General features: G+C 62.8%; 14 protein-coding genes. 8 read left to right on the top strand and 6 right to left on the bottom strand.

The features are described 5' to 3' along the window. Window positions 1-63 precede the first annotated feature (63 nt). The 4 genes from tauD to tauA are packed head-to-tail and all read right to left on the bottom strand — an operon-like array spanning window position 64 to window position 3,540. A complete protein-coding gene (gene tauD / locus LOY54_RS26170) occupies window positions 64-897 on the bottom strand; it encodes a taurine dioxygenase (RefSeq protein ID WP_258608543.1) in 834 nt (277 codons plus the stop codon). Between the two features lie 19 nt (window positions 898-916). Next, window positions 917-1,756, bottom strand: coding sequence for a taurine ABC transporter permease TauC (tauC, locus tag LOY54_RS26165; protein ID WP_258608541.1), 840 nt, complete (start codon window positions 1,754-1,756; stop codon window positions 917-919). Beyond that, window positions 1,753-2,547, bottom strand: coding sequence for a taurine ABC transporter ATP-binding subunit (tauB, locus tag LOY54_RS26160; protein WP_258608539.1), 795 nt, complete (start codon window positions 2,545-2,547; stop codon window positions 1,753-1,755). Before tauB ends, tauC begins: the two co-directional genes overlap by 4 nt. 15 nt (window positions 2,548-2,562) lie before the next feature. Further along, a complete protein-coding gene (gene tauA / locus LOY54_RS26155) occupies window positions 2,563-3,540 on the bottom strand; it encodes a taurine ABC transporter substrate-binding protein (RefSeq protein WP_045201151.1) in 978 nt (325 codons plus the stop codon). A gap of 587 nt (window positions 3,541-4,127) precedes the next feature. On the opposite strand from tauA, the gene LOY54_RS26150 reads away from it, so the two are divergent. From LOY54_RS26150 to LOY54_RS26115, 8 genes are all read left to right on the top strand, one after another. Then, a complete protein-coding gene (locus LOY54_RS26150) occupies window positions 4,128-5,453 on the top strand; it encodes an OprD family porin (protein WP_093378368.1) in 1,326 nt (441 codons plus the stop codon). Between the two features lie 162 nt (window positions 5,454-5,615). Continuing rightward, on the top strand, window positions 5,616-6,254 hold the full coding sequence (locus tag LOY54_RS26145; protein WP_045201153.1) for a peroxiredoxin: 639 nt from the start codon (window positions 5,616-5,618) through the stop codon (window positions 6,252-6,254). Between the two features lie 223 nt (window positions 6,255-6,477). Continuing rightward, window positions 6,478-7,071: an NADPH-dependent FMN reductase gene (gene ssuE, locus LOY54_RS26140; protein ID WP_258608537.1), complete on the top strand. Its 594-nt coding sequence runs from the start codon at window positions 6,478-6,480 to the stop codon at window positions 7,069-7,071. A 92-nt stretch (window positions 7,072-7,163) separates the two neighbouring features. After that, the gene (locus LOY54_RS26135; RefSeq protein ID WP_258608534.1) at window positions 7,164-8,129 is read left to right on the top strand and encodes a sulfonate ABC transporter substrate-binding protein; all 966 of its coding nucleotides are present in this window, start codon (window positions 7,164-7,166) and stop codon (window positions 8,127-8,129) included. Between the two features lie 58 nt (window positions 8,130-8,187). Beyond that, a complete protein-coding gene (gene ssuD, locus LOY54_RS26130; RefSeq protein WP_045201156.1) occupies window positions 8,188-9,336 on the top strand; it encodes an FMNH2-dependent alkanesulfonate monooxygenase in 1,149 nt (382 codons plus the stop codon). A gap of 10 nt (window positions 9,337-9,346) precedes the next feature. Continuing rightward, window positions 9,347-10,141 carry an aliphatic sulfonate ABC transporter permease SsuC gene (gene ssuC, locus LOY54_RS26125; protein ID WP_045201157.1) on the top strand — a complete coding sequence of 265 codons (795 nt, stop codon included), beginning with the start codon at window positions 9,347-9,349 and terminating at the stop codon, window positions 10,139-10,141. Beyond that, window positions 10,138-10,950, top strand: coding sequence for an aliphatic sulfonates ABC transporter ATP-binding protein (gene ssuB, locus LOY54_RS26120; protein ID WP_093378378.1), 813 nt, complete (start codon window positions 10,138-10,140; stop codon window positions 10,948-10,950). The genes ssuC and ssuB overlap by 4 nt, the downstream gene beginning before the upstream one ends. Window positions 10,951-10,969: 19 nt before the next feature. Next, a complete protein-coding gene (locus LOY54_RS26115; RefSeq protein WP_010221227.1) occupies window positions 10,970-11,185 on the top strand; it encodes a molybdopterin-binding protein in 216 nt (71 codons plus the stop codon). Window positions 11,186-11,241: 56 nt separating this feature from the next. Here the strand turns inward: LOY54_RS26115 and LOY54_RS26110 are convergent, their stop codons facing one another. Together LOY54_RS26110 and gshA are read right to left on the bottom strand one after the other, a co-directional pair. Beyond that, window positions 11,242-11,868 (bottom strand): TetR/AcrR family transcriptional regulator, encoded by a 627-nt coding sequence (locus tag LOY54_RS26110; protein ID WP_045201159.1) that lies wholly within the window; start codon window positions 11,866-11,868, stop codon window positions 11,242-11,244. A gap of 1 nt (window position 11,869) precedes the next feature. Further along, a complete protein-coding gene (gshA, locus tag LOY54_RS26105; RefSeq protein ID WP_258608532.1) occupies window positions 11,870-13,456 on the bottom strand; it encodes a glutamate--cysteine ligase in 1,587 nt (528 codons plus the stop codon). Window positions 13,457-13,533: the final 77 nt, after the last annotated feature.

Here is a 13,533-nt window from a genome sequence, read left to right as displayed (position 1 = left end):
CATCGCGGTCTTGCCCGCTCCCACAGTGTGGACTGCTGGGAGCGGGCAAGACCGCGATGGATCTTAAAACGGCGCATCCCCGAGAATCGTCGCCCGGTGCATTACCCGCCGCGCCGGCCGGTAATCATCCACCGCGTAATGCTGGGTCACGCGGTTATCCCAGAACGCCACGTCGTTTTCCTGCCAGCGCCAGCGAATGGTGAACTCCGGGCGGGTCGCGTGGGCGAACAGCAGCTTGAGAATCGCCTCGCTTTCAGCCTCGCTCAGTTCGTTGATGCGGGTGGTGAAGCCCTCATTGACGAACAGTGCCTTGCGCTTGCTCACCGGGTGGGTACGGATCACCGGGTGCGACAGCGGCGGGTTGTTACGCCGTGCCGTTTCCCAGCGCGCCAGGTCCTCAGGGGTGGTGCCGAAACGCTCCAGCGGGAACGACTTGGTGAAATCATGGGTGGCGGTGAGGCCAGCCAACAGCTGCTGCAGCGGTGCCGACAGCGCCTCGTAGGCAGCAATGCCACTGGCCCACAAGGTATCGCCACCGTAGGCCGGCAGTTGCTTGGCACTGAGCACCGCACCCAGTGCCGGGGTTGGCAGGAAGGTCACATCGGTGTGCCAAATGGCGTTGTCGCGCACGTCGGTGACGGCGGTGTCGAGCACCAGCACCTGCGGGGTTCCCGGCACATTGGGGTAGATCGGGTGGATATGCAGGTCGCCAAAGCGCGCGGCGAAATCGGCCTGCTGCTGCGGGTTGATCGGCTGGTCGCGAAAGAACAGTACCTGGTGCTTGAGCAGCGCCTGTTCGATGGCGTCGCGTTGTTCTTTGTTGATTTCGCGGCTGAGGTCGATGCCGCTGATCTGGGCGCCGAGCGCCGGGCTCAGCGGGGTAATGGTCAGGCTCATGGTTGTTCTCTGTTCGGTTTCAATGGCTCTGGCCGTGCCAGGGCACCAGCTTGCGCTGCAGGGCGCGCAGGCCCATTTCCAGGGCGAAGGCAATCAAGGCGATCACCAGAATGCCCAGCACCACCACGTCGGTGACCAAAAACTGCGCCGCCGACTGCACCATGAAACCCAGGCCGCTGGTGGCGGCGATCAGCTCGGCGGCCACCAGGGTTGACCAGCCAACCCCCAGGCCAATGCGCACGCCGGTAAGAATGTCGGGCAGGGCGCTGGGCAAAATCACGTGGCGAATCAGCTGCCAACGGGTGGCGCCCAGCGACTGCGCCGCGCGCAACTTGGTCGGGTCGACGGTGCGCACGCCAGTGGCGGTGGCAATGGCGATCGGGGCGAAGATCGCCAGGTAAATCAGCAGCACTTTCGACAGCTCGCCGATACCGCACCAGATCACGATCAGCGGCAGGTAGGCCAGGGGCGGAATCGGCCGGTAGAACTCGATCAGCGGGTCGAGAATGCCGCGGGCGATACGGTTATGGCCGATGGCGATGCCGATCGGGATCGCCGTGACAATTGCCGCGCCGAGGGCCAGGCCGATACGTTGCAGGCTGGCGCCCAGGTGCTGCCACAGGGTGGATTCCATGTAGCCCTGGGTCAGCAGCAACCAGGCCTTGCCCAGCACCGCTTCCGGCGAGGGCAAAAAAAGTGGCTCGATCCATTCGGCGGCGGTCACCGCCCACCACAGCAGCAACAGCGTGGCCAGGGTCAGGCCGCTGATCCAGCGGGTGCTCAGGCTGCGCCGGGGTTTGCTCGGCGCAGTGTGGCTGGCGGTGCGTTTGCTCGTTACCGGGACATCCAGGCTGCTCATGCGGACTCCTGCCGCGTTGCGGCACTGCGTTGGGAGAACACCCGGGCCAGCACGTGCTCGCGGGTTTCGATAAAGCGCGGGTCGGACTTGATCGAACGGGCCGACTCGCCGGCGCTGTAGCGCTGGCCAAAGTCCAGTTGCAGGCGTTCGACGATCTGCCCGGGGTTCGGCGCCAGCAACACCAGTTCGGTGGCGAGGAACACCGCCTCTTCAATGTCGTGGGTAATCAGGAATACCGGCTTGGCGGTACGCTGCCAGACCTGCAACAGCAACTCCTGCATCTGTTCACGGGTAAAGGCATCCAGCGCGCCGAACGGCTCGTCCATCAGCAGTACCCGCGGATCGGCCGCCAGCGCCCGGGCCAGGCCCACGCGCTGCTTCTGGCCACCGGACAATTGCCAGATGCGCCGGTTGCCGAAGTCCGCCAGGTCGACCAGGGCGAGCATTTCGCGGGCCTTTTTCTCGCGGCTGGCGCGTGGCACGCCGGCCAGTTCCAGGCCGAAGGCGACGTTGGCCAGCACGCCTTGCCAGGGCAGTAGAGCATCATCCTGGAACACCACGCCGCGCTCGGCGCCCGGACCTTGTACCGGCTCGCCGTCGAGGGTGATACGGCCACTGCTGGGCGCCACGAAACCGGCAATCAGGTTGAGCAACGAGGTCTTGCCGCTGCCCGAAGGGCCGAGGGCCACCAGCAATTGCTGCGGGCCCAGGCTCAGGTTGATATCGGCCAGCACCGGCTCGGCCGCGCCGGGGTACTGTGCGCTGATGCGCTCCAGTTGTAACAGGGCCATGGTCTGCTCCGAGTCTCAGTTGGCGATGAATTTGGCGCTGACGTAAGGCGCGTAGTCCGGCAGCACCGCTTCGACCTTGCCTTGCTCCTTGAGGAAGGTGGCGGTGTCGGTGATTGCCTGGGTGGTGGGTGCACCGAGTGCTGCGACCTGGTCGGCGGCCAGCGGGAACACGTTGCCTTGCAGCAGGCCAGGGATGTCAGCCGCCTTGGCGCCGGAGAGCTTGACCAGCTTGTCGACGTTACTCTGGTTTGCCAGCCACGCTTGCGGGTCCTTGCGGTAGTCGGCGTAGGCATCGAGGGTGACCTTGGCGAAGGCCTTGACGATCTCCGGGTGCTTGGCGGCGAAGTCCTTGCGCACGATCCAGGCATCGAAAGTCGGCGCGCCTTTTTCGGCCAGCTCAGCGGAGGTGATCAGCACCTTGCCGTTTTCCTTGGCCACGCCCAGGGCCGGGTCCCAGACGTAGGTGGCGTCGATGTCGCCGCGCTTCCAGGCGGCGATGATTGCCGGTGGCGCGAGGTTGAGGATCTGTACCTTGGCCGGGTCGATGTTCCATTGCTTGAGTGCGGCCAGCAGGCTGTAGTGACCGGTGGAGACGAACGGCACGGCAATCTTCTTGCCGATCAGGTCCTGTGGCGAGTTGATGCCGGCGCCGTCGCGGGCGACCAGGGCTTCGGCTGCGCCGATCTGGGTGGCGATCAGGAAGGTTTCCACCGGCAGTTTGCGGGTCGCAGCGGCGGCCAGCGGGCTGGAGCCGAGGTAGCCGATCTGTACGTCGCCGGAGGCCACGGCGGTGATCACGTCGGCGCCGCTGTCGAATTTGCGCCAGTCGATATCGGCCTTGCTGGTTTTCTCGTAGGTGCCGTCGACCTGGGCGACTTTCGCCGGGTCGACGGTGGTCTGGTAGGCCACCGTCAGGTCGGCCGCCTGGGCAAACCAGCTGGTGCCGGCCAGGGTCAGGGCGGCGAACAGGCGCAGGGGAGCATGCAGGGTCATGGTTAACTCCTTGTCAGGCGGGCGATTGTGTTGGTGTGGGATAAGACTAGATGATCTAAGAAAGTTAAAATAAATAACTTTTTAGCATTAGCTTAGGAGCCAATTGATTTAAGGCTTGCGAAAGGGGGGAGTCATCGCGGGGCAAGCCCGCTCCAGCCTATAGGCGCCATCGGCCTGGGCGACAAAAGTGACGCTGGTCAAGGTCAGGGCGCAGAGGAAACGCAATGATGGCCTGGCCATGAGGGCTACTTTGTCGAAGGGGAAGGATCGACGAAGCCAAGCGATCTAAAAAACAGCTTTGAAATATCCTTTAGGAATTAGCTTATGTGCCGATAACGGCAGCGAAGAAAAATCTTGGGTGATATTCCGTAATAATCTGAAAAATTACGAAATAAGTCTTTTTGGATTTATAGGATTGTCATTATCCTTCACCCCCACCGCTGGTGCATTAGACCAAAGTAGTGAAATGAATAGTTACGATTGACTTGACGGTCACCCTTTGGTGCTAATCGCCCATCGACGTCGAGCGGGACACAAAGATCCTGCCGTAAGCGACACACAAGAATTAGAACGTAGAGGAGCAAAACATGTACAAGTCCACCTTGGCACTTGCCGTGGCCGTTGGGGTTCTGGCCCAGCAGGCGGGTGCTGCCGGCTTCATCGAAGACAGCAAGGCAACACTGAAGCTGCGCAACTTCTATATCAACACCGACAACCGTAACCACGGTACCAACACCAGCACCAACTACCAGGAAGAATGGGGTCAGGGCTTCCAGGTCGATTACGCCTCGGGCTTCACCCAGGGCACCGTCGGCTTTGGTGTTGACGCTATTGCCCTGTTGGGCGTGCGTCTGGACTCGGGCAAGGGCCGTCATGGCAACCCGACCAGCGCCTCCTATGGCGGTTCGGTGTTCCCGACCGACAGCAACGGTCGTGCAGTCGACGAGTACTCCAGCCTGGGCCTGACCGCCAAGGCCAAGATTTCCCAGACCGAACTGCGCTACGGCACCCTGCTGCCGAAGCTGCCGGTCATCTCGTACAACGATGGTCGCCTGCTGCCGCAAACCTTCGAAGGTGGTCAGATCACCTCGAACGAGTTCAAGGACCTGACCCTGATCGGTGGTCAGATCGAGCACGTCAAAGGCCGTAACTCCAGCAACAACGAAGAAATGTCGATCGCTGGCGCCAACAACGCCCGTACCGGCAAGTTCAGCAACAAGTTCCTTTACGCCGGTGCCGACTACAAGGTCACCAAGGACCTGCTGCTGCAGTACTACTATGGCAACCTGGAAGACTTCTACAAACAGCACTTCCTGGGTGCGGTACACAACTGGGCAATCGGCCCGGGCGTGCTGAAGTCCGACTTCCGTTACTTCCACAGCACTGACGACGGCGCCAACAGCAACGATCCGGCCTACTTCACCAGCGGCTGGTACGGCAACGGCACCAAGGGCAAGGTTGATAACGATCTGTACAGCGCCCTGTTCCTCTACACCGTCCAGGGTCACACCTTCGGTGGCGGTTACCAGGTCTCCAGCGGTGACAGCGACTTCCCTTGGCTGAACCAGGGTGACGGCTCGTCCAACTACACCATCACCGACTCGCAGATCCAGAAGTTCGGCCGTGCCGGTGAGCGTACCTGGCAGGCTCGCTACTCCTACGATTTCGCCAAGGTCGGCCTGGCGGGCGCTACTGCCGGCGTCACCTACCTCAAAGGCGATAACATCGATTCGGCAATCGGTGACCGTACCGAGTGGGAACGTGATATCACCGTGGCCTATGTGGTACCGGAAGGCACCCTCAAGGGCCTGGGCATCATGTGGAAAAACGCCACCTGGCGCAGCGACATTGCCAACACCAAGGACCAGGACGAAAACCGTCTGATCCTCAGCTACTCCATCCCGCTGCTGTAAGGCGAGAAAAGCGCGCCCGCCCGGCCCTGTGCCGCGCGGGCGTTGTTTTGCCTGTTTTTTGATATTTCTGTTAGTTCTAAATAAATCAATATTTATTCTTTTTAATTTCAGCAGGAAGCAGGCACAGTGAAGCCATAACGAACCCAGCCAAGGAGCCGCACCATGAGCCTCAGACTCGGCGATATCGCCCCCGACTTCGAACAGGATTCCAGCGCCGGCAAGATCCGCTTCCACGAATGGCTGGGCGACAGCTGGGGCGTGCTGTTCTCCCACCCGGCCGACTTTACTCCGGTGTGCACCACCGAACTGGGTTTCACCGCCAAGCTCAAAGAGCAGTTCGCCGAGCGCGGGGTCAAGGCCATTGCCCTGTCGGTGGACCCGGTCGATTCGCACCACCGCTGGATCGAAGACATCAACGAAACCCAGAACACTGTCGTCAACTTCCCGATCCTGGCTGATGCCGATCGCAAGGTTTCCGACCTCTACGACCTGATTCATCCCAATGCCAGCGACACCCTGACGGTGCGTTCCCTGTTCGTCATCGACCCGAACAAGAAGATCCGTCTGACCATCACCTATCCGGCCAGCACCGGGCGCAACTTTCACGAGATCTTGCGGGTAATCGATTCGCTGCAACTGACCGACAACCACAAGGTTGCCACCCCGGCCAATTGGCAGGACGGTGACGAAGTGGTGATCGTGCCATCGCTCAAGGATGAAGACGAAATCAAGCGCCGCTTTCCCAAGGGTTACCGCGCGGTCAAGCCATACCTGCGCCTGACCCCGCAACCCAATCGTTGATCTTTAGCCATAGCAGGGAACTCGGGCCGTTTACGGCCCTTTTTTTATTCCCCTGGAGGCCGGTAGGAGCGGGCTTGCCCCGCGATGCTCCTATAGTTCCGTAAAGAATAAACAAATGAAAAAATATGATTTATAGATATATGTATCGAGCTGTTAAGGTCACTCCACTCCAGCGAGAACTGCAACTCGCGGCCCTCTAGAACACGATCAAGGATGCGCTCCAATGCTGGTTGTTTCTCTCGGTGGTAGTCCCAGTCTGCGTTCGCGCTCCGGCGTCCTGCTTGAGCGCAGCCGCCAGTGGCTGCAGGGCCAGGGCGTGGAAGTGGTGACATTCCAGGTGCGCGACTTTCCCGCCGAAGACCTGCTGCATGCACGCTTCGACAGCCCCAGGGTGCAGCATTTTCTGCAGTTGGTAGAGCAGGCCGACGGCTTGGTGGTTGCCTCTCCGGTGTACAAGGCTTCGTTTGCCGGTGCGCTGAAAACCCTGCTCGACCTGCTGCCCGAACGCGCCCTGAACCACAAGGTGGTGCTGCCGATCGCAACCGGCGGCAGCATCGCCCACATGCTCGCCGTGGACTACGCGCTCAAGCCGGTACTGTCTGCGCTCAAGGCCCAGGAAACCCTGCAAGGCATCTTCGCCGACGACAGCCAGATCGCCTACGGCGAAGGCAGTGCCGCCGCGCAACTGGCGCCGGCGCTGGAGCAGCGCCTGCACGAATCGCTCGAACTGTTCCACAGCGCCCTGGCGCGTCGACCCAAACCGGTCGCCCCGGGCGTGTTGAATGAACGTCTGCTCAGTGCTCGCTGGAGCATCTGAGGCTTACCACCCGTTACCTGTAATTCCCACCTTACTCGCCCGCCAACGGGCAAGCAGGTGCAGCCTGAACCCCAACAGCAAAGGAGAGCGCTATGCGCACTGTCATTTTGCGTCGTGGTCTGGTCGCTCTGTTTGCTGCGGCTGTGTCCTTCGGCGCCATTACTCAAGCCCAGGCTGAAAGCCTGCGTATCGGTTACCAGAAGTACGGCACCCTGGTGCTGCTCAAAGCCAAGGGCACGCTGGAAAAACGCCTTGCCGCCCAGGGCGTGCAGGTGCAATGGACTGAATTCCCCGGTGGCCCGCAACTGCTCGAAGGCCTGAATGTCGGCTCGATCGACTTCGGCGTTACCGGCGAAACCCCGCCGGTGTTCGCCCAGGCCGCTGGCGCCGACCTGCTGTATGTCGCCTACGAGCCGCCGGCGCCGCACAGTGAAGCGATCCTGGTGCCCAAGGGCTCGCCGATCCAGTCGGTGAAGGAACTCAAGGGCAAGAAAGTTGCGCTGAACAAAGGCTCCAACGTCCACTACCTGCTGGTCCGCGCCCTGGAAGACGCCGGCCTCAAGTACAGCGACATCCAGCCGGTGTTCCTGCCGCCCGCCGATGCCCGCGCCGCCTTCGAGCGCGGCAGCGTCGATGCCTGGGTGATCTGGGACCCGTACCAGGCGGCGGCCGAGCAGCAGCTGCAGGCGCGCACCCTGCGCGATGGCCAGGGCATCGTCGACAACCACCAGTTCTACCTGGCGACCAAGCCTTATGCGCAAAAGCACCCTGAAGTGATCAGCACGCTGGTCGATGAAGTGCGCGCGGTGGGCGAGTGGTCCAAGGCCAACCCGCAAGAAGTCACTGACCAGGTCGCGCCGCTGCTCGGCCTGCCGGCCGACATCACCCTGACCTCGGTCAAGCGCCAGGGCTACGGCGCTGCCTTCCTGACCCCGCAAGTGATCGCTGCCCAGCAGAAGATCGCCGACACCTTCAAGACGCTCAAGCTGATTCCCAAGCCCTTGAGCATCAAGGATGTGATCTGGACCCCACCGGCCAAGGTCGCCAGCGCCCCTTGACGATTTGCCCGCGCCGGGGCGCCGCCCCGGTCTGCGCCACCCCTAGGAGACAACTCCAATGAGCCTCAACGTATTCTGGTTTCTTCCCACCCATGGCGACGGCCATTACCTTGGCACCGCCGAGGGCGCGCGCGCCGTCGATCACGGCTACCTGCAGCAGATTGCCCAGGCCGCCGACCGCCTCGGTTTTGGCGGCGTGTTGATTCCGACCGGGCGTTCCTGCGAGGACTCCTGGCTGGTTGCCGCGTCGCTGATCCCGGTAACCCAGCGCCTGAAGTTCCTGGTCGCGCTGCGCCCGGGGATCATCTCGCCGACCGTAGCGGCGCGTCAGGCGGCAACCCTGGATCGTCTTTCCGGTGGCCGTGCCTTGTTCAACCTGGTCACTGGCGGCGATCCGGAAGAGCTGTCCGGTGACGGCCTGTTCCTCAGCCATGAAGAGCGCTACCAGGCCTCGGTGGAATTTACCCGCATCTGGCGCCGGGTGCTGGAAGGCGAAACCGTCGACTACGACGGCCAGCACATCCAGGTCAAAGGCGCCAAGCTGCTCTATCCGCCGATCCAGCAGCCGCGTCCGCCGCTGTACTTTGGCGGCTCTTCAGAAGCGGCCCAGGACCTGGCAGCCGAGCAGGTCGAGCTGTACCTGACCTGGGGCGAGCCGCCTGCGGCGGTGGCCGAGAAGATCGAGCAAGTGCGCGCCAAGGCCGCCAAGCAAGGCCGCACGGTGCGCTTCGGCATCCGCCTGCACGTGATCGTGCGCGAAACCAACGCCGAAGCCTGGCAGGCCGCCGAGCGGCTGATCTCGCACCTGGACGACGACACCATCGCCCGCGCCCAGGCCTCGCTGGCACGCTTCGATTCGGTCGGCCAGCAACGCATGGCCGCGCTGCATGGCGGCAACCGCGACAACCTCGAAGTCAGCCCCAACCTCTGGGCCGGTGTCGGCCTGGTGCGCGGCGGTGCCGGCACGGCGCTGGTCGGCGACGGCCCGACTGTGGCCGAGCGGGTCAAGGAATACGCAGCATTGGGCATCGATACCTTCATCTTCTCCGGTTATCCACACCTGGAAGAGTCGTACCGGGTCGCCGAGCTGCTGTTCCCGCACCTGGACGTGGAGCGCCCGCAACTGCCGCAAAGCGGTGGCTACGTGAGCCCGTTCGGCGAGATGGTCGCCAACGACATCCTGCCTAAATCCTCGGCGCAGCGCTGAGGGCCGGGCCATGAGTCGTAAATCCACTCCCTGGCAGCAACGCCTGGCGCCCTGGGCGTTGCCGCTGCTGTTGTTGGCGGTCTGGCAACTGGCAGTCAGCGTCGGCTGGCTGTCGACGCGGATTTTGCCGGCGCCCAGCGCGGTATTAAGCGCTGGCGTCGAGCTGGTACGCAGCGGCGAGATCTGGACCCATCTGGCAATCAGTGGCTGGCGCGCCGCCGTCGGTTTTGTGATTGGCGGTGCCATCGGCCTGGCGCTGGGCTTTATCACCGGCCTGTCGAAATGGGGCGAACGCCTGCTCGACAGTTCGGTGCAGATGATCCGCAACGTACCTCACCTGGCGCTGATTCCGCTGGTGATCCTGTGGTTCGGCATCGACGAGTCGGCAAAGATTTTTCTGGTGGCCCTGGGCACTTTGTTCCCGATCTACCTGAACACCTACCACGGCATCCGCAACGTCGACCCGGCGCTGGTGGAAATGGCCCGCAGCTATGGTTTGTCCGGCTTCGAGCTGTTTCGCCAGGTGATTCTGCCCGGTGCCTTGCCGTCGATCCTGGTCGGCGTGCGCTTTGCCCTGGGCTTTATGTGGCTGACCCTGATCGTTGCCGAAACCATTTCGGCTAACGCTGGCATCGGCTACCTGGCAATGAACGCCCGCGAGTTCCTGCAGACCGATGTGGTGGTCCTGGCGATCGTTCTCTATGCCGTGCTCGGCAAGCTTGCCGATCTGGCCGCACGCGGCCTCGAGCGGGTCTGGCTGCGCTGGCATCCGGCCTATCAAGCGAGCAGGGGAGAGGGCGCATGACCATCCTCAAGGATCCACCACCACGGCTGCTGCGCGGGATTCCGCTGGCGGCGCAGAACCTGCAGAAGACCTTCGGCCAGCGCCAGGTACTGCGTGATATCGACCTGCACATTCCGGCCGGGCAGTTCGTCGCCATTGTCGGGCGCAGTGGCTGCGGCAAGAGCACCTTGCTGCGCTTGCTCGCCGGCCTCGACCAACCCAGTGGCGGCGAGTTGCTGGCAGGTTCCGCGCCGCTGCGCGAAGCCCAGGAAGACACCCGCCTGATGTTCCAGGAAGCGCGCCTGCTGCCGTGGAAGAAGGTTATCGACAACGTTGGCCTGGGCCTCTCGGGCAATTGGCGGCCACGGGCGCTGGAAGCGCTGGCAGCGGTCGGCCTGGCCGAGCGTGCCAATGAATGGCCGGCGGCCTTGTCGGGTGGCCAGAAGCAGCGCGTGGCCCTGGCCCGGGCACTGATTCACCAGCCACGCCTGTTGCTGCTCGATGAGCCGCTGGGGGCACTGGATGCCCTGACCCGGATCGAGATGCAGCAGTTGATCGAACGGCTGTGGCGCCAGCACGGCTTCACCGTGTTGCTGGTTACCCACGACGTCAGCGAGGCGGTGGCGGTAGCCGACCGGGTGATTCTCATCGAAGACGGCGAGGTGGGCCTGGACCTTATCGTCGACCTGCCACGCCCGCGGGTACGCGGCTCACACCGCCTGGCTGCACTGGAAACCGAAGTTCTCAACCGGGTTCTGTCGATTCCGGGCACACCGCCCGAGCCGGAACCTGTCGCACCTTTGCCGACGCAATTGCGTTGGGCTCTCTGACCTGTAAGGAACCAAGCAGATGACTATCAAAGCGATCAACGTACGCAACCAGTTCAAAGGCACCGTCAAAGAAATCCTCGAAGGCCCGGTATTGTCGGAAATCGATGTGCAGACCGCCTCGGGTATCGTCACCTCGGTGATCACCACCCGTTCGGTGCGTGAGCTGGAATTGACTATTGGCAGCGAGGTGATTGCCTTTGTGAAGTCGACCGAAGTGTCGATCGCCAAGCTCTGAAAATCGCGGGTCAAGCCCGCTCCCTCTAGGAGCGGGCTTGACCCGCGATGAGGCCGTCAGCGTTTAGGCAGAAAGGGCGGTAGGTACAAGCCCAGATACGCATCAAACACCCGCATCCCTTCCTCGGCCATGCGCGGCGTAATCTGCCCATGCAACTGCACCGAACGGGCATACACCCGGTCACCCAGTTCCATGGCCAGGGCAAACACATCGACATCTTCCGGTAACACCGGCAACTGGAAATGCGCGGCAAACAGCCTGTGCATCAGGTCGCCCAGCTCGATGTCGTGCTGGCGGTCAGCCTGGGTCACTTCGCTCAGGCCATGCTGGGCGAGAATCAATTGCCGGGCCGCGGCGTCTTCGTTGTAGATCACCAGCATGCGCTGCTCGACCAGGCGCGACAGGTCGTGCCAGGTGTTCAGCGCCGCTGAATCAATCGGTGCTTCAAGGCAGGCGCGAAAGGCGCCGTGCACGTCGGCGGTGAGTGCTTCAAGCAACGCCGGGACACTGGCGAAGAAGTGATACACCGACGACGGCGGAATCTGCGCGCGCTCGGCCACGCTGTAAATCGACAGGCTGGCCACCCCTTCGCTGGCCAGCAGCGTGCGCGCCGCCTCGAGGATCGAATCGATCCTCGCCTGGCTGCGGGCCCGGGGTTTGCGCGGGGTAACGGTGCGGGTCATGTCAGTTGCTGATCGCCAGGATGCTCGCCTGGTAAGCGCTGACGAACAGGTCGAAATCAGCCTTGTCCTCTTCACGCTCAAGCTTGGCCTGGGCTTCCAGGGACTGGCGCGCTGCGCTTTCGAAACCTTGCTGCTGCTCGGCTGAAAGGGCTTGGGCGCGGAAGAACTCGGCATGCACCTGGCTTTGGCGCAAGGCGAAGCGGCTGAAGCTTTCCTTGTGCTCGGTCATGCTCGCCAGCACCTGCGCCGATGGCGTCAGGGCAGGGTCGCTGACCTTGGCTTTCTGCGCCTGCAGGGCCTTGGCGTGTTCGTCGCCGCCCTGGCTGCGGTCAAGCAGTTCGGCCAGGGGCGCGATGCGTTCGAGCAATTCATCGGCCCACTGCTTGAGTTCGACCGGCTGGCCGTCACGCTGCAGTTGCAGGCCCGGGCGGCGACCTTCCTTGACCACGCTGAGGAAGTTGCCGGTGCAGTTACCGCATTCCTGGTTGCCCAGCAGCGGGCTGTCTTCCAGGGCGCAGAACAGCAGGAAGGCGTCGAGGAAACGCGCTTGCGGCAGGTCGATACCGGTGGGCAGGAACGGGTTGATGTCCAGGCAGCGCACTTCGACGTACTGGATGCCACGGGCCATCAGCGCCTGGATCGGCCGCTCGCCGCTGTAGGTGACGCGCTTGGGGCGAATGTTGGAGTAGTACTCGTTTTCGATCTGCAGGATGTTGGTGTTCAGCTGAACCCACTCGCCATCCTTGTGCGTACCGATCTCGACATAGGGCGCGTACGGCGTGGCCACCGCCTTGCGCAGGCTGTCGGTGTAGCTGGCGAGGTTGTTGTAGCACGGCGTCAGGCCGGCTTGGGCGTTGCTCTGGTAACCCAGGTCGCTCATGCGCAGGCTGGTGGCGTAGGGCAGGTACAGGGTGTCGGCGTCGAACTGCTCAAGCTGGTGCGGGCGGCCACGCAAGAAGCCGGCATCCAGGGCCGGCGAGGCGCCGAACAGGTACATCAGCAGCCAGCTGTAGCGACGGAAGTTGCGGATCAGGGCGATGTAGGCCGACGACTGATAGTCGCGATCATCCACCGTGCTGTGTTCCGCTTCGCGCAGCAGCGGCCAGAGGTTCTCTGGCAGCGAGAAATTGTAGTGAATCCCGGCGATGCACTGCATGGTGCGGCCGTAGCGCAGGGCCAGGCCCTTGCGGTAGACGTACTTGAGCTGACCGATGTTGGAGGTGCCGTACCAGGCGATCGGAATGTCTTCCTCGGCCGGCAGCGGGCAGGGCATCGACGGGCTCCAGAGGAACTCGTTGCCAAGCTTGGTGTAAGCGAAGCGGTGGATGTTCTCCAGGCTTTCGAGGGTCTGCGCCGGGTCCGCCAGGGCTGGGGTGATGAACTCCAGCAGCGACTCCGAGTAGTCCGTGGTGATCTGCTCGTGGGTCAACGCCGCGCCCAGGGCTTCGGGGTGCGGAGTCTGGGCCAGACGACCTTCCTCGGTCACACGCAGGCATTCACGCTCGATGCCGTGCAGGCACTGCTTGAGCAGGGAGAGGTTGTCGCCTTGGCCGAGCAGGCTCAGGCGGCGGTTGAGAAGTTCGCTCAAGATGGATTCCTTCACGCGTCAGTCGCCCCAATATGGGGGTAGAGATGACGGTCTACAAGGGTGGACAGAGGAACTGG

Source organism: Pseudomonas sp. B21-032, assembly GCF_024748965.1.
Lineage (GTDB): Bacteria > Pseudomonadota > Gammaproteobacteria > Pseudomonadales > Pseudomonadaceae > Aquipseudomonas.
Note: the sequence above shows the minus strand (reverse complement) of the source record. Positions and strands in the feature narration are given on the sequence as shown.

What these genes read in the sequence shown, in the direction of transcription:
- tauD (WP_258608543.1), bottom strand. Translation starts at nt 897, where the DNA reads ATGAGCCTGACCATTACCCCGCTGAGCCCGGCGCTCGGCGCCCAGATC.
- tauC (WP_258608541.1), bottom strand. Translation starts at nt 1,756, where the DNA reads ATGAGCAGCCTGGATGTCCCGGTAACGAGCAAACGCACCGCCAGCCAC.
- tauB (WP_258608539.1), bottom strand. Translation starts at nt 2,547, where the DNA reads ATGGCCCTGTTACAACTGGAGCGCATCAGCGCACAGTACCCCGGCGCG.
- tauA (WP_045201151.1), bottom strand. Translation starts at nt 3,540, where the DNA reads ATGACCCTGCATGCTCCCCTGCGCCTGTTCGCCGCCCTGACCCTGGCC.
- LOY54_RS26150 (WP_093378368.1), top strand. Translation starts at nt 4,128, where the DNA reads ATGTACAAGTCCACCTTGGCACTTGCCGTGGCCGTTGGGGTTCTGGCC.
- LOY54_RS26145 (WP_045201153.1), top strand. Translation starts at nt 5,616, where the DNA reads ATGAGCCTCAGACTCGGCGATATCGCCCCCGACTTCGAACAGGATTCC.
- ssuE (WP_258608537.1), top strand. Translation starts at nt 6,478, where the DNA reads ATGCTGGTTGTTTCTCTCGGTGGTAGTCCCAGTCTGCGTTCGCGCTCC.
- LOY54_RS26135 (WP_258608534.1), top strand. Translation starts at nt 7,164, where the DNA reads ATGCGCACTGTCATTTTGCGTCGTGGTCTGGTCGCTCTGTTTGCTGCG.
- ssuD (WP_045201156.1), top strand. Translation starts at nt 8,188, where the DNA reads ATGAGCCTCAACGTATTCTGGTTTCTTCCCACCCATGGCGACGGCCAT.
- ssuC (WP_045201157.1), top strand. Translation starts at nt 9,347, where the DNA reads ATGAGTCGTAAATCCACTCCCTGGCAGCAACGCCTGGCGCCCTGGGCG.
- ssuB (WP_093378378.1), top strand. Translation starts at nt 10,138, where the DNA reads ATGACCATCCTCAAGGATCCACCACCACGGCTGCTGCGCGGGATTCCG.
- LOY54_RS26115 (WP_010221227.1), top strand. Translation starts at nt 10,970, where the DNA reads ATGACTATCAAAGCGATCAACGTACGCAACCAGTTCAAAGGCACCGTC.
- LOY54_RS26110 (WP_045201159.1), bottom strand. Translation starts at nt 11,868, where the DNA reads ATGACCCGCACCGTTACCCCGCGCAAACCCCGGGCCCGCAGCCAGGCG.